14 protein-coding genes are annotated in these 20591 nt (G+C 43.9%); 4 read left to right on the forward strand and 10 right to left on the reverse strand.

Going from position 1 to position 20591, the window contains the following annotated elements:
- Positions 1 to 35: 35 nt before the first annotated feature.
- The 6 genes from FW774_RS18215 to FW774_RS18235 all read right to left on the reverse strand — a co-directional run bounded on the left by FW774_RS18215 (position 36) and on the right by FW774_RS18235 (position 10681).
- On the reverse strand, positions 36 to 2924 hold the full coding sequence (locus FW774_RS18215) for a sugar-binding domain-containing protein (RefSeq protein ID WP_149349651.1): 2889 nt from the start codon (positions 2922 to 2924) through the stop codon (positions 36 to 38).
- Positions 2925 to 3353: 429 nt separating this feature from the next.
- The gene (locus tag FW774_RS18220; RefSeq protein WP_149349652.1) at positions 3354 to 5351 is read right to left on the reverse strand and encodes a RagB/SusD family nutrient uptake outer membrane protein; all 1998 of its coding nucleotides are present in this window, start codon (positions 5349 to 5351) and stop codon (positions 3354 to 3356) included.
- 11 nt (positions 5352 to 5362) lie between these two features.
- Positions 5363 to 7240 (reverse strand): SusC/RagA family TonB-linked outer membrane protein, encoded by a 1878-nt coding sequence (locus tag FW774_RS20745; protein WP_197739888.1) that lies wholly within the window; start codon positions 7238 to 7240, stop codon positions 5363 to 5365.
- A complete protein-coding gene (locus FW774_RS20750) occupies positions 7162 to 8919 on the reverse strand; it encodes a SusC/RagA family TonB-linked outer membrane protein (RefSeq protein WP_197739885.1) in 1758 nt (585 codons plus the stop codon). The genes FW774_RS20745 and FW774_RS20750 overlap by 79 nt, the downstream gene beginning before the upstream one ends.
- A 151-nt stretch (positions 8920 to 9070) precedes the next feature.
- Positions 9071 to 10027: a FecR family protein gene (locus tag FW774_RS18230; protein ID WP_149349653.1), complete on the reverse strand. Its 957-nt coding sequence runs from the start codon at positions 10025 to 10027 to the stop codon at positions 9071 to 9073.
- A 96-nt stretch (positions 10028 to 10123) separates the two neighbouring features.
- The gene (locus FW774_RS18235) at positions 10124 to 10681 is read right to left on the reverse strand and encodes an RNA polymerase sigma-70 factor (RefSeq protein WP_187774952.1); all 558 of its coding nucleotides are present in this window, start codon (positions 10679 to 10681) and stop codon (positions 10124 to 10126) included.
- A gap of 292 nt (positions 10682 to 10973) precedes the next feature.
- On the opposite strand from FW774_RS18235, the gene FW774_RS18240 reads away from it, so the two are divergent.
- Both FW774_RS18240 and FW774_RS18245 read left to right on the forward strand, forming a co-directional pair.
- A complete protein-coding gene (locus FW774_RS18240) occupies positions 10974 to 11726 on the forward strand; it encodes a class I SAM-dependent methyltransferase (RefSeq protein ID WP_317132769.1) in 753 nt (250 codons plus the stop codon).
- Positions 11727 to 11852: 126 nt separating this feature from the next.
- Entirely contained in the window at positions 11853 to 12308 is a 456-nt protein-coding gene (locus FW774_RS18245) for a type I restriction enzyme HsdR N-terminal domain-containing protein (RefSeq protein WP_149349655.1), read from the forward strand.
- Between the two features lie 232 nt (positions 12309 to 12540).
- Here FW774_RS18245 and FW774_RS18250 read toward each other — a convergent pair whose 3' ends face one another.
- Both FW774_RS18250 and FW774_RS18255 read right to left on the reverse strand, forming a co-directional pair.
- Complete coding sequence (locus FW774_RS18250) at positions 12541 to 13182, reverse strand: hypothetical protein (RefSeq protein ID WP_149349656.1); 642 nt, start codon at positions 13180 to 13182, stop codon at positions 12541 to 12543.
- Between the two features lie 110 nt (positions 13183 to 13292).
- The gene (locus FW774_RS18255; RefSeq protein WP_149349657.1) at positions 13293 to 15962 is read right to left on the reverse strand and encodes a valine--tRNA ligase; all 2670 of its coding nucleotides are present in this window, start codon (positions 15960 to 15962) and stop codon (positions 13293 to 13295) included.
- 263 nt (positions 15963 to 16225) lie between these two features.
- Between FW774_RS18255 and vap15 the strand changes: the two genes are divergently transcribed.
- Both vap15 and FW774_RS20960 read left to right on the forward strand, forming a co-directional pair.
- Positions 16226 to 16462 (forward strand): type II toxin-antitoxin system VapB15 family antitoxin, encoded by a 237-nt coding sequence (gene vap15 / locus FW774_RS18260; RefSeq protein WP_149349658.1) that lies wholly within the window; start codon positions 16226 to 16228, stop codon positions 16460 to 16462.
- Positions 16437 to 16634 (forward strand): putative toxin-antitoxin system toxin component, PIN family, encoded by a 198-nt coding sequence (locus FW774_RS20960; RefSeq protein WP_197739886.1) that lies wholly within the window; start codon positions 16437 to 16439, stop codon positions 16632 to 16634. Before vap15 ends, FW774_RS20960 begins: the two co-directional genes overlap by 26 nt.
- Before the next feature lie 395 nt (positions 16635 to 17029).
- On the opposite strand, the gene FW774_RS18270 is transcribed toward FW774_RS20960, so the two are convergent.
- Together FW774_RS18270 and FW774_RS18275 are read right to left on the reverse strand one after the other, a co-directional pair.
- Positions 17030 to 19750: a carboxypeptidase regulatory-like domain-containing protein gene (locus FW774_RS18270; protein WP_149349659.1), complete on the reverse strand. Its 2721-nt coding sequence runs from the start codon at positions 19748 to 19750 to the stop codon at positions 17030 to 17032.
- 235 nt (positions 19751 to 19985) lie between these two features.
- Positions 19986 to 20588 carry a DNA-3-methyladenine glycosylase gene (locus FW774_RS18275; RefSeq protein WP_149349660.1) on the reverse strand — a complete coding sequence of 201 codons (603 nt, stop codon included), beginning with the start codon at positions 20586 to 20588 and terminating at the stop codon, positions 19986 to 19988.
- Between the last annotated feature and the right edge of the window lie 3 nt (positions 20589 to 20591).

Here is a 20591-nt window from a genome sequence, read left to right on the forward strand (position 1 = left end):
AAATTACTTTTAGCACTTCGATGTAATAACTGTAATTATATGAATATCTCCCGGATAATATCGTAACTCACCATTGTACCCGGATCAAAATCTTCTGATAATAAATAATTCAGCAAACTGTACCGGAATTGTGCAGCCACTTTCCGGTTATCTAAATCTGTAGTAATATCCATGCTGCATAACATTAGTTTTCCGTTGCCGGCTTTTACTTCTGTTAATACGGATAGCTTTCTGTTGACTTTCCAGGATGGGATCATCTGGATTAAGGGCTTAAAATCTTTAGGGAAAGGATTTTTCGCTTCAAAATCATCCAAAATCATTGGCGAAGCTTTTACCAACAGTTCCCACCACTGCCAGTTTCCGTGAAAGTCTGTGGGAAAATACTTAAAAACCGGATGCTCCGGATTGGTTAACAAACCACATGCGGAAGTTTCTCCACCGTGAAAATCAAAAGCCGTCCAGTAAAATGTACCGAAACACTGTACCAGCTTACCTTTTAAATGTTCACGTTCCGGCAGTAATAGAACGGTTTTACCCTTATCTAATGCCGTTTTCACTTCTTCATCAAACGTTTTCGCAATCAGAATATCCGGAGTGTCAATAGATGGCAAATATTGAGGATAAACCCAGAAATCCCAGTCATTTACCACCGCATCCATAGAAATTTCGAGTGTATATTTCGCAGGAACGGAAAAAGAAGCTAAACTGGCAGTGATGTTTCCAACCGGCCGGATACCTTCATCTGCGTATATTTCAGGATCAAATTCTTTTTGATAAACGGTTTTTCCATCGGCAGATTTAATGATACAGGTAGTTTTAGCGGGTTTAAACGGTTTCCCTGAAAAATTATACAGATCAACATCAGCTTCGAAATGTTCGTTTGTAAACCAGGTTCGTTTTTTTATCCGGGCCAGGATAACCAGCGAATTACAAAACTTAATTACACGGCCTGATGTGACGTATGGTTTGGCGTCATAAAAGAAATCCATAAAGCCTACGGGAGCTGTCCCCTGACCAGGAAAATCCTGCAAGGACAGCAAATGAAAGCCACCGATTCCTGACGTTCTCAGATTTGCTTCAATTTCTTCTTTGTATAGTTCTACCTGCCATTTTCCCGAAGCGTTTACAAAATCGGGTACCTGATGCAACATTCCGCGTTCTTCCAGTTGGTCACGGGCAATATCCAAGTACGTAGGCTGCAAACTGCCGGTAAACTTTTTGGGCAGGTTAATTACATCGGGATAAGCGCAGCGTTGCGCAATTTCGTGGGATATGAACGGCCGGGAATCGTCTTTAACCGCCTGTATATAATCTCTGGTAGTAGCAGGCTGAAACTGGTAAAAGTAAGAGGGCTCGGGCCTGGGTGGCCAACCCAGATAATATCTTGCCCGTGTTCCTTTTTTTGAAGCGCCGCCAACATAGTAATCGGCAGCATCCAATAAAGGTTTTCCCCCGGTTTTGCCGGTATACAGCCTTCTTTTGTCTTTTTTCCAGATGGTAAACAGGCTTTCCAGGTATTCTTTCTTAATGCTCTTCTCGTTTCCCAATGCCATCATGATGAAACTGGGATGATTGCCGTAGCGTTTCAGAATGGCTTTACTTTCTTCTATTAAAAAATTAAGCTGAACAGCAGTATTATCGCTGGCCCATTCGCTGCATTCAGGCTGAAGATAAATTCCCACTTCATCTGCTGCGGCAAAAGCAGCCTCAGGCGGACACCAGGAATGAAATCGCACCAGGTTCATTCCCCAGTCTTTATACCGTTTCCACAAGTTCTTCCACCAGGTTGCGTCCATTTCAGGATAACCATTTACCGGAAAAATTGCACAATCCACATTGCCCCTGAAATGAACTACTTTATTATTCACGGAAACCTGTGTTCCTTTTACGGTAACTTTCCGCATACCAAATTGTACCGTTTCTGTATCTGAATAGTTATCCGACCCACTTTTGCCCTTGAATCTGGCATTAAGCGTATACAATACGGGATGATGCTCATCCCACAGAGAAATGTTATCTTCTAAAGGGTAATCTACCTGCAAATAATATCCATTGGCCGATACTGTAATTGCCTTACTGACAGCGGGCAGTTTTTCTCCTGCACCGGTCACAGTTAATTCTAAAATACCGGTGGCATCATTTTTCAATAAACTGCCCATAGTAAGCGCTACACTTATTTTCCGGTTTTCAATATCGGGGTAAACCTGCATGTCATCAATCCACACCTTATCCGTGATACTGAGCGCTATCCTTCCCACAATACCATTCCAGGTTCCCTGTGTTTGTTCTGAAATGCTGTGTGGCATATCGCCGACGTCTATTTTCCTGGAATTATCAACCCGGATAGCAATGGTATTTTTTCCCTCCGAAAGAAAACCGGTAATATCATAGTGATGGGCTGTTCCCAGATAGTTTTGCGAACCGGCCCTTTTTCCATTTATGTACACAGTACTTTCCCAGTGTACCCGCTCAAGCAGAAGTGTGACACGCTTATTTTTCCAGTTCTCGGGGATAATAAATTCCTTTGAATACCAAACGGCCCCCAGGTAATGCTTTTCAGGCTGAAGAAATTCATAATTTTTAACATTTCCCGGCTGACGGTATTTCTCGTAAACCGGACTGGTCTTCCAAACGCCTTTTAGCTTACCATCCCACCACTCTGTTTCGGCTGTCACTTCATTTCCATATCCCTGCGCCTGTATAGAACCAGGTAATTTTGCGGTTCCGGCAAACCTGGTTTTATACCATTCTTGTTCAATGCCTTTATTTTCAGGATCTAAACGAAAATACCAATCTCCGGCTAACAGCTGGGATGTTGTCGTAGTGGTGCCGGAAGTAAAATTACGAAACAGCCGGCAGGCCGGAAGCATTAGCCATGCGCTGCCCAATGTGGTGTTCTTTATAAAATTTCGCCTGGTTGTCATTATGGATAATTAAGAATTAAAGTATAGTAAAGTAAAGATGATCAGGTTATTTAGTTAATAACTGCCGGCTCATAAGCTTTTGAATTTTAATAAAGGTATTCAAAAGCTGGAGAAGCAGTTACATTCCCTGCTTTCTACCTTTTACCCGGAGTACCGGCAGGCCTCTTATCATCTGTTTTACTAAAGCCATTTCTGGCTCAGCAATATGTTCAGATCAATAATTGGCGCTACCGGTCCGGATCAACTATTGGGTAAAATAGTTATATTGTTAAACAGTACACTTATTAAAGCATGACCAAAAAGCCATTACGTCATTCTGTCCGAGTGTTGCAGAATCTCTTTCACAGGCAGCGTATAGGTTGTTGAGGTCTGTCCCGGAATTACCGGGACAAACGACGTTTGTTCATGGCTTTTTGGTCATGCTTCATATTAAAAACCTATTGGCCCCTCGTTGGCATCAAGCGGCCAGCCGGGGTTTTGATAAATCGGAGACGTGCTGACGTCATTATTTTTTGATGTAATAAGAAAATGCTGAATGGCAATCGGGTTAAAATAATGTGCCATGGTCCACCTGTAACCGTTATACACTAACGAGGTTGGCGTTTTTTGATACACACGCAGGTAAGGACTTAACGATGGCGCAGAAACAGTACTCTTATCGCCTATGCCATAAGTAAGATTTGAGGCCTTGTACCAATATTGCATGGGCCCCCAGAGCTTAAATCCTTCAATATGATAGGGTGTGTTTATCATTTGATCCATGGCTCTCCACCTGCGCAGATCCATGTAACGCAGTCCCTCGCCCATTAGCTCGCAACTGCGTTCGCGACGTATATTGTACAGCACTTTATCTACCATCTGCCCGGCGGAATAAACTCCCCAGTCATTTTTTGCTTCTATTGTCAGATCGGTGGCATTAATGGTTTTCTGGAAATCAGGATCTACGCCACCCCGTATCCTGATCTTCCGCCAGTAAGATTCTGCCGTTCCATCCAGGGTTCCGTTCTTCTCATAGCAAGCCTCCATATAATTCAGGTAAGCCTCTACTGCCCGGAATACAATGCTTCCTACATCGCCTTTGCCGTTACCTAATTGTGCGCCATCGTACACATTCCCTTTACGACCTATGTACCCGGTGGGATGGTCGTGATTTCCTAACAGGTTCAAGATATCCGGGTAAGGAACAACCGGCGTAGCATGAGTACCCAATGGCGATGGATGCAGGATATTGATCTGGCCGGGCTGGGCCAGGAACAGCCATAAACGGCCATCGCGGTTTATCCGTACCAGGTGTACTGAATCATCGCCGGCATAACCTGATCCCGGCGCATAAATGGGTAAGCCATTGGCCATTACAAAGCGGTCAACGTATCCCCGCGTATAGCCCCAGTCGCGGTGCGACTGGATAACATTGGGAATGGCATTGGCAATACCAAGTCCCAGATCATAATCACGCCATAAAAGTACCTCGCTAAAGCCGGACAGATCTGTTTCGCTAAACATTCTGCAAAACGGGTTGGCTTCGCTGGCTAAGGCAAATGCCTCATTTGTGTTTTGTGATTCTGCCGTCATGGTGTTATTTACCAACGGGACAGCATCGGCTACAGCTTTAGCGGCATCCATAGCCTGCGACAAAAAGAAATCGATCTCGCCGTCTATGCTTCCTGAAGGGAAGTTGTAAGACGCATTGTAATCCTTGCTTTTGCCCGGCCAGCCAGGGCCATTTGGCACAAAGGCTGTTCCCTTGAAATATTTTAAAAAGGTTCCTTCGTAAAGGGCTACACGCGATTTAACTAATTGTGCACAGGCTTTTGACAAGCGGTTTTTCTTACCATCCGGCGCAACGGGGCTCATCAGCAAAATGGCCGAATCTAAATCTGAGAGAATAAAGCGGGCCACTTCTGTTTGCGGGGCACGTTTGCTGGCCGCTGTCAGCACTTCCATATTATCGGGAAGCGTTGTTTTAATGATGGGGAAATCGCCCAGGGACTGAAGTTTCTGGAAATAGGCCCAGGCCCGCATAAAATACATTTCGCCGATGTAGTGTTTGATATTTGTGCTGTTGCCGGTAATGGTACCTGCATTATACCGGGGCATCACGGTTTGCAGGAAGTAATTGCACTGAAAAATATCGGTAAATGACCACTGGCCACCGCTCTGCCCTACTTTCCATTGGCCGGGAACGTATTTGTTATCGTAAGTTCTCCGTGCCTCAATATCGGTATGACTGTCGCCATCAAAGTACCCGAATATAGGTAAATTGTCGTATCGTGCTATTGCGTAAGCCGCCAGCTGCGATTCTTCTACCAGGTAATTTTCCGGTGTAATGTCAGAAAGCGGCTCCCGTTCCAGGAAATCTTTCTTGCATGCATTAAACAATGCCAGTACAACCACGCCTGCCAGCATTAATATTTCTTTTGTTTTCATCTTTTTAAATTTTATAAGGTTATACTTACACCAAAAGAATAGACTTTAGATAAGGGATAAACGCTCCCGTTCCAGCCGCCGTCAATGGTTTCGGGGTCGAACATGGTTGCGATATTGGATATGGTCCAGACATTTTCGCCGGATACATAAGCCCTGAACTTGTTAACTCCTAATTTTTTGGTGATGGATTGTGGTATGGTATACCCTACCTGGAGGTTTTTCAACCTGATATACGATGCATCCTGTAAATATTTGGTTTGAACCAGCTGATTTTTAGCACTTAATAAAGGGCGTGGATAATAGGCATCCAGGTTTTGACCAAGCGGATGGTTGGGGTCGTCCCGGAAATAATCGGCATGTTCTTTTAAGCCTGCCGAGCTGTATATGGTGGTAGAAGCTCCCCAGAAGTAAAAGCTGTTATTAAAATAATCGCGTTTCAGCACTCCCTGAAAAAATGCCCGAAAGTCAAATCCTTTATAATTGGCTCCCAGGTCTAATGAAGCCAGGTACCGTGGCGTGCTGTTGCCGATAAGAACTAAATCGCCATGATCAGTAATGGTATTGGCACCGGCATTGATCTTGCCATCGCCATTTACATCCACATACATTAAATCGCCGGCTTTCCAGTTGCTGCCCAAAGCATTCTGACCACCGTTGGGCAACGAAGCTAAATGCGCATCCATTTCGGCCTGGGTTTTAGCTATACCAATGGTTTGATATCCCCATATTTCGTTCATCATGTGCCCGGCCAGGTAAGTGCTAAGGCTTCCCGTTGGGTTAGGATATTTTGTGATCTCGGTTTTAGAATCGGATAATAAGAACCGCACATTGTACCCTAAACCATTATGTAAACGGTCTTGCCATGCTACATCCAGCTCAAATCCCGAGGTTTTAAGGCTTGTATTATTCGCTTTAGGTACAGGTGTGCCTAAAATAATCGGTAGCTCTGGCGCCGGGCCGGTCATATTGTCGGTATAACGGGTAAAGCGCTCAAAGGTAGCGATAAGTCTGCCTCGCAGGAAGCTGGCATCTACACCGATGTTCCAGGTTCTTGCCTGTTCCCAGGATAAATCGGAAGTAACCAGACCCGGAGCCGATGCCGTATTGGGTTTTGCACCGTTGACCAGCCAACTACCATTAGCGGTTCCGGTAGGCATAGTACTGTATGTGGGATACCAGTTATTTGTATTCTGGTTGCTCAACTCCCCATAAGAACCACGTATTTTAAAGGTGTTTACATACTTTTGTAAAGGTTCCCAGAAAGATTCTTTATCAATATTCCATCCCGCAGATGCTGACGACGAATAGATCCAACGCTTTTCACGACGAAAACGTGATGAACCGTCGTAACGAAGATTGCCTTCAACTAAATAACGCTCTTTATAATTGTAATTAATCCGACCGAAATAGCCTGCGGTAGACCAATGCTGATTGGATCCGGCAACGCTGGGAGGCACCGCCTTACCGTTAGGGTCATTACCCGATGTTACATCAATTACCGTAAGCGAGGGAACAATAACACCCTGGCGCTCGGCCATCATATAATGGGTTTTCATTAATTCGGACTGCATACCAAGCAACACTTTGAAATTATGATTCCTCAATGACCGGGCGTATTCCGTATACAGGTTGGCATTTAGGTAATTATCACGGCTACCTTCTTCATGCACTTCAGATGCGGTGCTTGCCGGGTACGGATTGCCATTTACATCATGATTATAGGTTCGCTGAAGATCCCAGTGGTAAAATATATCGGTAATGCTGTAGTTAACATCTCCCATCAGTTTCCACCCTTTTACAGGCTCAACAGTTAGTTTAAGCTGCTGGGAAATTCCATCGGTTTGCCTGTTACCCCGCCCGCCATCTCTCTGAGACCGAGGGCCGGGGATGGCTCATCATATAAATAGCCGTTATTATCATACAGCGGCAATACGGGCCATCCCTGCCGGGCAATGTTTTGATTAAGCGTATTCGTCATCCGGCTGGGCCGGGCAAATTCTTCGCGGCTAAACCTGCCGATATAGGTTAACGATGCTTTCTTTGATAATTTACCGTCAATGTTAGCTGATGTATTATACCGTTTAAAATTGTCGCCGCCAAACCGCATTAAACCGGTCTGGCCCAGGTAACTGCCTGCTACATAATAGGTAACATTTTCATTTCCACCACTGGCGTTCACCGAATATTCCTGCGAAGGTGTCTTTGTTTTGTATATGGCCCTGTACCAGTCTATATTATCATTACCTTCAAAATAGCCATCGGCCCAAATATTTTCCTGGCCGGCACGCGGAATAATGGTAGTAGTTATTTTACCATCCATATAATCTTTAATACGCTGCATCCGCACGTCGGTAAAATATACCCCCTGCCCTGAATTGAGCCTTGCATCATTAAAATAGGTGGCAAAGGTGTATGAATCCATCATTCTGGGGAGCAAAACGGGACTGTTTGAACGAAAATTAGCATTTGCACCGATCAACGGTTTGCCGGGTTTCCCCCTTTTCGTGGTAACCAGGATAACGCCAAACGGCGCCCGAGAACCGTATATAGACGAAGCTGACGCATCTTTGAGCACAGAAATATTATCAATATCCTGCGGGCTGACAGCATTAATATCGCCTTCCATACCGTCTATTAAAATAAGCGGGCCACCTTGAGATCCTGCTCCGATTGTTCCAACGCCGCGAATATTAATACTGGGCCTGTTCTCTAAACTGCCGGCCAATGCGCCGCTCTGGGTAATGTTCAACCCCGGAGCCATACCTTGCAGCGCCTGTGCAACGTTAGATACCGGGCGTGAGTCTAACGCTTCAGAATTTATGGTTGATACAGCTCCCGTCAGGTTCACTTTTTTCTGTGTACCATATCCTACCACAACAACCTCGTTCAGCGCCTTCTGATCGGCTTCCAGCATTACGTTGATCTGGCCGCGGTTATTAACGGGCACTTCAAGAATTTTATATCCGATATACGAGAAAATAAGCACGGCATCGTCTGAAACATTGGTTATGGTTAGCGAATAGCGCCCATCTTTATCGGTAGAAGTGCCTGTATTGGTTCCTTTTATGGTGACGCTTACACCGGGCAACGGCTCTCCTGTTTTGTTATCGGTTACCGTTCCACTGATTTGCAACTGCCTTAAATTGAGATCGGTACGAAGCTGAATATCGGGCGTATTAAAATCAAATCCTGAAGTTTTAAGCAGTTCCTGCCTGCCCGGGGCCTGTGTTACTGTTATTGTATTATTTAGAATTTTAAATGCCAGGTTCATTTCTGAAACCAGCTTTTTTAAAATACTCTCCACCGTATTGTCTTGTCCGGCAATGCGTATATTCCGGTCGGTGTCTACTTTCCGGGCATCGTAAACAAATCTAAAAGTGGTTTCTTTTTCAATGATCTTAAAAACCTGCCGTACAGATTTTGTCTCCAGGTTTTGATGAATAACAGCGTTCATCTGGGCGCTGGCGCTGTATCCAAGTAACACATTATAGGTAAATAACTGGATCAGCAAAACGATTAACATTAGTCGCGATGACATAATGAGAAGTTTTAATAAACTTTTTTTCATAATTTTATGAATTGGTTAGAGTGATACGTCAGCAGCATGAGCGACCAAACTTATACCGCACTGACGTGTTAAAATTTTACCATAAATTGAGCCGGAGGCCCGTCATAGCTTCCGGCCTTTTTAACTGCTGTCTGTATACATTATTTAATTTTTATTGTGAAAGAATTACTTTGTCCTTCTCTATGCGATAATGAATATTATAGTTGAATGAAAGGCTTTCCAGTATCTCCTTTAATGAAAGGTTTTTATATTCTCCGTTCAGCTTCCAATCTCTATCTGTAAGGGCCGAATAATCAAACGTTACTCCATAGTACCGCTCCAGATCGCTAATAACCTTTTCAATACCGGCATCTTTAAAATACAGTACGTGCTCAGTCCAGCTAAGCCGTTCTTTTGCTGAGAAATGGTTTTTATGCAGCTTTTTATTTTCGTGCCAGGTAACCTCTTCTCCCGGTTTCAGGATAATTACGTTTGAGCCTTGCGATTTTTTCTCATCCTGTATTTTAACCATGCCTCTCTCCAGCGATACGAACGTTTCTTCGCCGGGATAAGCCGAAACATTAAAAACTGTACCCAGTGCGGTGGTAGAAATATGATTTGAGTAGACAATAAACGGCCGGCTTTTATCTTTCTGAACTTTAAAATACCCCTCGCCGGTGAGGTAAAGCTCACGCCGGCTTTTTCCGTAATCTTCCGGAATTTTTAATTCTGACATCACATTAAGCATCACCACGGATCCATCCGGAAGATTAACCTGCCTGGTTTCGCCATAACCCGTTTTAAACTTTTCGCCGGTCCACCATAATACTCCCCCGGTATAATGATTAAACAACCACACCCCGGCAATAAACGCCAGCACGGCAGCGTATCGCAATAAATGCTTAGCTTCCCAGCTTCTGTACTTCGGAAGCGGCTTTAATCCCTCCAATACCGAAATTAACCGTTTCCAGTTTTTTTGCTCCCTGCGCCTGTATCGTTTCTCACTCAGAAAAAACGGATACTCATCAGCATCGTTGGCATCAATCCATAAGTGGATCTGTTCCTCCTCTTCGGGCGTACATTGGCCTTTGATATATTTTTCAATAAGGGCACGGTCAACTGGTTGCATAAATTATATATAGCACTCCTTTGGGGAGTTTTATATATACAGTGTATAAAACGGCCAGATACCCTAAGAAAAATTTAAAAAAATCCGGGAAGTGCGTTATAACTGTGATAGCACCAGCAAAACACATACGGCAAGCTCTTTGGAAAATTTCTTTAAAGCAATTGAAATATGATATTCAACCGTTTTAACAGAAACGTTCATGGCCTCTGCAATCTGGGGATAAGTAAGACCTTCAAAGCGGCTAAGGGAGAACATTTGCCGGGTTTTGAGCGGTAATGATTCCAGCAATCTTTCAATCAGGCGCTCCAGCTCTTTACAGGTAAGATAATCTTCGGGACTATTTGCCGGAGCATGGGCCTCATAATGATAGCTTTGCTGCCTGTTTTGAAGTTTGAGGTAGAAAAACGATGTGTATTTAACGGCCTTAACCAGATAAGCCTCTATAGAAACTTTAATATTTAAATGCTGCCTGCGATACCATAACGAGCTAAACACATCCTGAACTATATCTTCGGCTTCAGATTCAGACCGTACAATATAGTAAGCTATATTATACAATTTCCGCCAGTACAACTGATAAATTATTTTGAATCCTACCGGATCATTTTCCTTTATCCGCTGTAACAGTTCATTGGTTTCAAATACCTTCTCCATGTTCATTGAAATATTCGCAAGCTAAATTGCAATAGCAATGTTATCTTTACATTAGACAATTGATAACTTAGGAATGGCTACTCAAACATAGGAGCTAAGGGCAAAACATGAAATGTGCTATTCGCCGGAAAAGATAGATAATCTTCCGGCGTTGCGCTGTAGGGGGTAATACATCACTTCTTAAAATTTTTTATTATTTAACATTTCATTAACATTTCTATCCAATAAAGGGTTGTATATTTGTATCGTTAAAGGATTCCCCCTTTAATATTTAGGTTTATAATTGGTTAGTTTGAAAGCTCCTGCCCATCAGGAGCTTTTACTTTTTTATACCTTTGGGCTATTCATGGACGTTTACGGCAGCGCTTTACGCGATTTTTATAAAAATAAACTTTCTGAGATACTTTGGCTGCATAACTCGTACGGTGAGCCAGAGGAGATGCCGGTTGAAGAATTTTTCAGGAACGAAGCGGATATGCCTGATATTGAGCTTGCTGCGCTGACCTGTTGCACCGGCCAGGTACTGGACATTGGCGCCGGGGCAGGCAGTCACAGCCTGATTTTGCAGCAGCGGGGTATAGCGGTAACCGCCTTGGAGCATTCTGCGCTGGCCTGTACAATTATGCGTGAACGGGGCGTGAAAACTATTATTGAACAGGATATTTTCAATTACGGGGATAAGCGTTTTAATACGTTGCTGTTACTTATGAATGGTATTGGCCTTTGCGGGACGCTTTCGGGACTTGAATTATTTTTAGACCATGCCAGTAATTTGCTCCTCCACGACGGGCAGTTGATCTTTGATTCTTCAGACATCAGTTACCTGTATGAGGATATTGCCAAACCGAAAGACAGGTACTACGGTGAATTATCCTATTGTTATGAATATAAAGGCCAGATGGGCGACTGGTTTAACTGGTTATATATTGATCCTGAAACCCTGGCTGCAATAAGCAAAAGGAAAGGCTGGCAATGCCAGATACTGGATTATAACGAAAACGACCACTATTTAGCCAGACTTAAGAAGTTGACAGTGGAAAGTTAAAAGTGGACAAGGGACAATGGACAATGAAAAGTGTTAAATTGCTTCTATTGTTGAATTGATAGATACAGGTAACAACTAATCACGAACAACTAACCAACTAAAGAGCCAAAACCCTAACTTTATGGCATGTTTGAACCCATCGCTTTAAACCTTCCGGCTTATCCGTTCAGGATGAAAACTGAGAACGATAAAGTTTTCATTTTTGATGAATTGCGGAAGAAATATCTCGTATTAACGCCCGAAGAGTGGGTCAGGCAGCACTTTATTAATTATCTGGTGCTGGAGAAAAAATATCCCAAAACACTGGTTCAGCTCGAAGCCGGGCTAAAGCTCAATCAGCTGCAAAAACGCACCGATGTAGTAGTTTTTAACCCGCATGGTCAGAAGATACTGCTGGTAGAATGCAAAGCTCCTTCCGTAAAAATAACACAGAAAACTTTCGACCAGATTGCCCGGTACAACATGGTGCATAAAATCAGTTTATTGGCCGTAACTAACGGCATACAGCACATTTACTGTCGCATTGATTTTGAAAAGCAGACCTATCAGTTTCTCCCGGATCTGCCTGAATATTCACGGTAAGGGGTGTCTCCTTTGACTGGGTAAAACAGCAAACAGCTTCTTCCCGGACGCATAAATTTCTATTTTTCACACAAAGAACACCAGGCATTTCACACAGAGAGCGCATAGCATGATTCTTTGTATTCCTTGCGCCAAGCGAAGCGTTGTAATGATCTTTTCGTGAATGCCTTCAGAACGCAAAGATTTGCTCTGCAAGCAGTAGCAGATTTTTTCACACCTCTTCGATAGACAATTACTGGTTATTAACCCGGATGCTGGTTAACCGTACATCCATTCGGTATAGCAGCCTGTTAGTAGTTTCTACCGTTTTTTCTTTCTGAAAATCCCTGATTTCATTAATATCGATATTCTTTTTATCTATCATATCCAAATGACCGCCAATGCAAGGCTGTTCCTTTTCTATGGTTCCGCCGTTAAAACTAACGATTTGACCCGGGTCAACATTCTCATAGAAGTTATTGAATGTAAGCGGCATTAAGCCATTTAGCTTTTGTATTTCTTCGGTATTTAGCCCAATCTGAAATCCATCCTTGGTATGGTACGGCGAATCATCAGCACTCACTTCCAGATATTTAATGTGCGTAAACGGAGCGCTTTTCTCTTTCCAGAATACATTGACCTGTTTAGATGTGCCATCCCATACCGATGTATAAACACCCGAAATAGTATTTTCGTGCTCAGATAACGCCTTTGCACCAAAACGCTTCTCCAGGTCGGCATACGTATCACTTATCTTTACTTCCCCGATCCCCTCGCAGGTGATCAGGTTTTTGTCTACTTCGGCAGATGCCCCTTTTTTGCCTTGCGGCGATTGACAAGCCGCCATGCATACCGATACCGCTATCAGTACATGGCTTACATTCATTTTTTTCATAAAAAGATGTTTAATAAGTAAAAATTATCTTCGATGAGCTCGCTAAAGCTCGGTTTAAAAGTAAAAAGTAAAAAGCCCAAATAAAGCCTTTGTCACAAAATTGATATCATTTAAGCATTTAGCTCAGTTAATGATTCCTGCAGGATAATCAATTTCGCTTCCGCGTCTGCTTGTTTCTTACGCTCATTAGCTACTATTTCGGGTTTTGCATTTTGTACGAAACGTTCATTAGAAAGTTTGGCGTTTACTGATTTCAGAAAGCCCTGCAAATAGATGATTTCCTTTTCAATACGTTCAATCTCGGCTTCCTTATCGACGTTATCTGCCAGGGGCACAAAAAACTCATCGGTACCGGCCATAAAGCTCACAGAACCAGCAGGTTTTTCGGCGGCAAAATCAACCTCGCTGATATTGGCCAATTTGATAATAAGCGATAAATACTGCGAATAATCAATTCCCGAATTCGCCCGCACAACTAATTTTAGCGGTTCTTTTGGCGATAGCTGTTTGGCATTACGAATATTACGTATTTCTGATATCGCCTGTTTTACCTGCTCTACATCTTTTAACAGGGTCTTATCTACGGATCTTGCCACCGGATAAGCAGCCACAATGCAGCAATCAGTTGCAGTGCGTTCCCCAAAAAGCTCATCATGCCACAGCTCTTCGGTGATAAACGGCATAAATGGATGAAGCAACTTCAAAATGTTCTCAAAAAACTGCAAGGTAGCTGTAAATGTTCCCTTATCGATGGGTTGTTGGTAGGCAGGCTTGATCATTTCCAGGTACCAGGAGCAGAAATCATCCCATACCAGCTTGTAAATGGCCATCAGCGCCTCAGACAAACGATACTGGTTAAAACATTCCTCAATTTCTGTCAATGCTTCGTTGAAACGGCTTTCAAACCAGCTAACTGCTTTCTGATTGTCCCCGGCTTCTTCCGAAATTTCCCAGCCTTTTACCAGCCTGAACGCATTCCATATTTTGTTGGCGAAGTTGCGCCCCTGCTCACAATAGCTTTCATCAAACATCAAATCGTTACCCGCAGGCGAGCACAGCAACATCCCCACCCGAACGCCGTCGGCGCCATATTTTTCTATCAGTCCCAGCGGATCGGGTGAATTACCCAACGATTTAGACATCTTACGACCCAGCTTATCGCGTACAATACCGGTAAGATAAACGTTTTTGAACGGTGCTTCACCCCTGAATTCATGACCGGCCATGATCATCCGGGCTACCCAGAAAAATAAAATTTCAGGAGCGGTTACTAAATCATTGGTTGGATAATAATACTGTACATCGGCATTTCCTTTGCTTTCCGGATCAGCAAATACGGTGGTATCAAATACCGAAACTGGCCACAGCCACGATGAAAACCAGGTATCTACCACATCTTCATCCTGCTGCAAATCCGCTTCGTTAACTGATACTTGTTTTTTACGAAATTCCTCAGCCGCCTCGCTCCTGCTTTTGGCAATAACGTAATCGCCGTCAGGCAGATACCAGGCCGGAATACGCTGCCCCCACCACAACTGCCTGCTGATGTTCCAGTCCTTTACATTTTCCATCCAGTGACGGTAGGTATTGATGTATTTATCGGGAATCAGCTTTACCCCGCCATTTAACACATAATCCAGGGCCGGTTTGGCCATTTCGCTCATTTTGCAAAACCACTGCAACGACAGTTTAGGCTCTATCACCGCATCGGTACGCTCAGAAAATCCAACCTGCGATTTATATTCTTCTACTTTTTCAAGCAAGCCGGCTTCCTCAAGCATTACGGCAATCTTCTTCCGGGCGACAAAACGATCTATTCCAATCAATTCGGGGATTTCGGCATAATTGTTTAACGTACCATCGTCATTCAGAATATCAATAACTTCCAGCTTATGCTTTAATCCCAGCTCATAATCGTTCAGGTCGTGGGCCGGTGTAACTTTCAGGCAACCGGTACCAAATTCCATGTCCACGTACTCATCTTCTATGATAGGTATTTCACGGTTAACCAGGGGAATGATCACCTGTTTGCCTTTCAGGAATCTGAAACGTTCATCGTTCGGGTTGATACACACCGCCGTATCGGCCATAATGGTTTCGGGCCGTGTGGTAGCAATAGTTATGTAAGTTGAAGGGTTCTCTTCATCCGCCTTATACTCTTCGCCTTTTACCTTATACCTTATATAGTACAGCTTCTGGTTTACCTCCTTACGGATAACTTCCTCGTCAGAAACGGCGGTTTTCCCTTTCGGATCCCAGTTTACCATGCGTATACCGCGATATATCCAGCCCTTTTTGTACAGGTGGATAAAGGTATCGGTTACCGCTTCGGAAAGCGCTTCATCCATGGTAAAACACGTACGATCCCAATCGCAGCTGGCGCCCAGTTTTTTGAGCTGCTCCAGAATGATGCCGCCGTACTTCTCTTTCCACTCCCAGGCATGGGTCAGAAACTCTTCGCGACTAATATCCTTTTTTTCTATACCCTTTTCTTTCAGCATATTTACCACCTTGGCTTCGGTAGCAATGGATGCATGGTCTGTTCCCGGAACCCAGCAGGCATTTTTGCCCATCATCCGGGCACGACGGATCAGCACATCCTGTATGGTATTATTGAGCATGTGCCCCATGTGCAAAACGCCGGTCACATTGGGCGGAGGCATTACAATCGTATAGGGTTCCCGGTCGTCGGGCACCGAACGGAAGAATTTATGTTCAAGCCAATACGTATACCATTTATCTTCTGCTTCTTTAGGGCTATAGGTTTTAGATATGCTCATGTATGTTGGTTCAATTCAAAAGTTAAAAGTCAAAACAAGCAACCTGTTTAATGTTAGTGGCATCGTTATTTGTAAATTGCGATACGTTAACTTAACAGTAGCAGTTTGAAAATAAAGTGCAAAAATAGCGTTTTAAAGCAATATTTAAGCACGAAGGTTGATGCAGTTACCTGCGTACCAAAGAAAATTGGGTAAGTTGTCACATCAGCAGAAATTTTGTATAATGATTTTTCGTAAATTTGAAATAGTAAGCATTTAAGCACATGAAAACAGCATTGCAAATAGATATAACATTTGACCAAATTTTATCTATAGTAAAGCAGCTGCCACAACAGCAAAAGTTAAAACTGACCAAGGAACTGGAAAAAGAAATTATCGACTCGAAGTTATCCCGTTTATTAAAAACATTCAGGGCAAAAGACCTGGACCTGCACACGATAACCAAAGGAGTAGAAAATGTAAGACAGGAAATCTATGACAAGCGTCAAAGTAATTTTTGATACCAACGTTTGGATTAGCTTTCTTATCGGCAAACGCCTTGCAAAAATAAGGCACCCTATCTCGAATGGTAGCATAACTACAGAGCAACTTCTCACCGAAATAAAAATTGTAACGAGCAGAGAAAAACTCAAAAAGTACTTCCTCCAAAGAAAGCGTAAAAGAATTGCTTGATCTTTTAGAAAATACAACACAGATTCTAACGCCCGCAGAATTTGAAGAACAACCTGAAGAATATCCCCGAAGCAATTATCAATAACAAAAACACACCCATGTAACAATATTTTTATCAGAGCACAGTTATAATCATATATTAAATTGGTGATACGTGATGAAGCTGCTTTCAAATCATAAATTGACCTCTCTGCTGCTCAACTACTTCCTTATCCGGAAACTATTTGGCTGGTTTAATAAATAATTAACGATCCTCAAAAATTTATTCGTGTTTTACCAGGGCAAACGTGTCAAAATTAAACTATGGGTGCTCTTGAAAAGTGCGCTATGAACCTACGGCGTTACAAACGCCGGATAACGATGCACCCGTTATAAACGGGCGCAAGCTTGTCACATTATTTTACAGTATAACGGTATGTTCCGCGGGCTACGTTTCCTTCAGCGTCAAAACCTTCTACAATAGCACGATAGGTGCCTCTGCCATCGGCATTGTAGTACTCAAACGAGGCATTCCCGCTTTTATCGATCAGCACATTAGGATTCCAGTATATGGTTGTGCGCAGGTCGTTGCCGGGAACGCTTTTACTGGGCACATCATATTTGGGCGAATAAAATTGCCGGGCTTTATCGTAGCCTTTCGGCGAAATGGTGAGCTGGTTACTCTGCGGCAGCATTCTTTTCAGATCGTCAATTTTCATTGGCGTGCCTTTGGGCGCTTCCTTCATGTTAATGACTACCACACCATTGGTGCTATACAGCCTGTTGATACCGCTCACGCCGTCCTGGAAAAACACTTCTACAGATTCTATCTCGGCTGGATTAAGGCTGCTGACGTATGGAATGTCGGCGGGCATACCTTTTACAAATACCTGCACGGGTGTACGGCCGCCGGCATTGTAATCGCGGGTGAGGTATAGATTATCATCCGCATAGGTAAGACCGGCCGTCATCAGGCAATTCAATATCATGCCGCAGGCAGTAAACTGGTCGCCGGACAGAGTTCGGTCGGCGAGCATGCTTAACCCGGTTAAAGCGGGATAATCTTCGTGGCTGGGTTTCTTGCTTACTTTCTCGGTAATTACCACCTCTTTCAGCACATTCATGCTGCGATGCTGGCGTTCACTGTTTTTCAGATACGGTGCAAGGGTGCTGTCGATATTGATAACTTCCTCATAAGGTTCGGTTTTAACCGATGCTGCCGGAGCGTAGGTATTATCCAGCATGATCATCATGTTTTTACCGTTCACATTGTATTTGGCGCTCACTATTACCTTCGATGAATCGGGAAAAACCAGGTTAGAGAACTTGAACTTCCCGTAGGCGTCGGTTGTGGCTTCGGCAGAGAAATGTTTATCGGGAACCTGGAGACGTACTTTACCTTTAAATACCGGCATCCCGTTAAGGGTACGCAACGTTCCGCTGATCTCTATACCCTGCTCGGGCATAAAATACAGCTTGGGATATTTGCCCGCGATAATATCGGGGTATGAAAAATAACGATAGCCCTGCGTAAGCATCAGCACATCCAGATCTGCCAGCCGCTTTGCATCGATATGATTGAAATAATAATTCGGTTGTTCGATATAGCCTTTCAGATCTGACGACAGCAGCATGGCGCTCAGAATGGATGTTTCAGCGTTTTCATTATATGGCACCTTGGTTTCGTCAACCACAGCTACCGAGAAATTGCCTTCCACGGGCTGTTTATCTCTGCGGGCAGCCACCGTCATTTTAACCCGCTGGCGAATGGTATAGGCCGGTTTCTCGGTAGTAACATTCAGGCTCAGATCGCCGGCATGCCGGATAAATGCCAGCCGCTCGCTCAGGGGCTGACCGCCGGAGGTTAACAGGGTAACCTGGGCCACACCTGAAGGAAACTTTGATTTGGGGATGCTGGCTGTAAACACCTGGCTGCGCAACGCGGCCTGGGCCGCATAACATACAATACCTCCGCTTTGGGCGATAATGTAAAAGCTCTTTCCGCGATATTTGGCAAAGAAAGGGTCGTTAGCAATAACTTTCACACTCAGACTTTCCGCGTCTTTATTGTTTACACTGATGCTGATACCTTCGTCCTGCACCTGCGGAAGATTGTAGATGTGGTGTGTTCCATCGGGAAAGGTAACGTTGGCCTTGTACGTTTGCCCGCTTTGCGGAACCAGAATAAATGTTCCCATGCCTAAGTGCTGCGACTGAAATTTGGCAACTTCTACATTGTCTTTATCCAGTATCACACCTTTAACATCTACGCCCAGTCCATTGGGTTTGATGGCTTTAAACGCTACCTGTAAGGGAATGCCTGCGTTCAGGGCGCCGCCCTCGGGGAAAAACTGTACATCGGCGGCCTGCTGTGTAATTATTCCTTTTAGCTGGAATGAGCTACTTAACGACCGCTGAACATCTACACTTAACGCCGTTTGTAAAACACCGGCCTTCGGCACTTTTTTGCCATCGGTTACGGGAATAGTAAGATAACCGGCGCCGTCGGTAGTGCCCCTGCCCTTGCTTATTTCATCAAATCCGTCCAATACTTTCCAGCTTACCCGCTTGTTGATATAGGGCTTACCGGTTTGATCTTTGAACTGTATGCGGGCATTTACTTTCGGACTTCCGCCCGTAACCGGGATGCTTGTATACGAAATATGGGTTACCAGCTCTTTGTTGATGGCGTTACCTACCGGGATGGTCTTGGTAAAAATCCGTGGATCCTGGAAATTGAGCATCCAGTTGGTATAGGCCCTGATGTGGTAATTGCCTTGTTTATAGGTGAGCGACGGCAAAGGTAATCCGCCGGATGCTGTTCCGTTGGTAACCAGCAGCTTAATGGTTTGCACCAGCGAATCGGCATCGTTAACCACATCGATATACAAAACTTTGCTTAACAGCGATGGCTGATAGTTGGCGGTTAAATAGGCTTTGTACCAAACGGTGTCGCCAACGGCATAATAAGGTTTATCAAATTGTATATATACCTTTTCCTGCGGAAAGCTGGCAGCGTACTTTACGGTTTTGCTGATAATGGAATCTAAACGGATGCTATCCTGCTGTGAAAATGCCGGAACAGTAAGGGCTATACTAAACGCTAAGAAAAGGGCTAAACTTTTTAAATAACTCATCAGGACAATTTAAGGCGTATGAATTTCGGCTAAATTTATTTATTCTGGCGCTGTATTGTATGTATTTTTTTAAACTTTAACATAATTTTACAATTCAGGGCTAACGTTTAAACCAGGTAAATCGCATAAAATCAACTTGCTTACAACAAATTTGGCATCAAAGCAACTATCTCAAATTTCCGGGATTTAGCCCTGTTCAACTTTAAACTTTCCACCTTAAACTTCAGACTTAACATTAGTTATTTTTAGCGCTAACATATTTGCTTCCCCGCAGGTAGAAACGCCAGGGAATACTTTGGTAAGGTTCTGATACGTTCAGTCCGATGCGTGCCGACGCGGCAATTTGTTCGTCGGGATAATGCAGACCTTGATCCTCAATCCACACTTCATTGCCGGTAAGCGGAACTCCGTTATGCAATTTGGTTAATCCAAGTGCCTGGGCCAAAGCTCCCGGCCCGCGACAAAGACGGGTATCCTGGTTAAAGATATTCCGGCGCAAACGTATCGTCTCCAATCCTACGGTAGGTTCTATAGCCCGGATGAGGATAGCGTGAGATTCGTCAGGATTACCCGTAACAATATTGAGCATGTGATGAATGCCGTAACAGATGTACATGTACACTACCCCGCCGGCACTGTACATCATTTCGTTTCGCGGTGTACGTTTATGGTTATAAGCATGCGAACCAGAATCCTCCGGCCCCCGATACGCCTCGGTTTCTACAATAATGCCGCCGGTTAGCTGTCCATCCACACAGGTGAATAAGTATTTACCTAATAATTCGCGGGATAAGGCTACCACATCATCTCTCCGGTAAAAATCAACGCCAAGCTTCATGCA

The sequence above is a fragment of the Pedobacter sp. BS3 genome, assembly GCF_008274585.1.
In the GTDB taxonomy this organism is placed as follows: domain Bacteria; phylum Bacteroidota; class Bacteroidia; order Sphingobacteriales; family Sphingobacteriaceae; genus Hufsiella_A.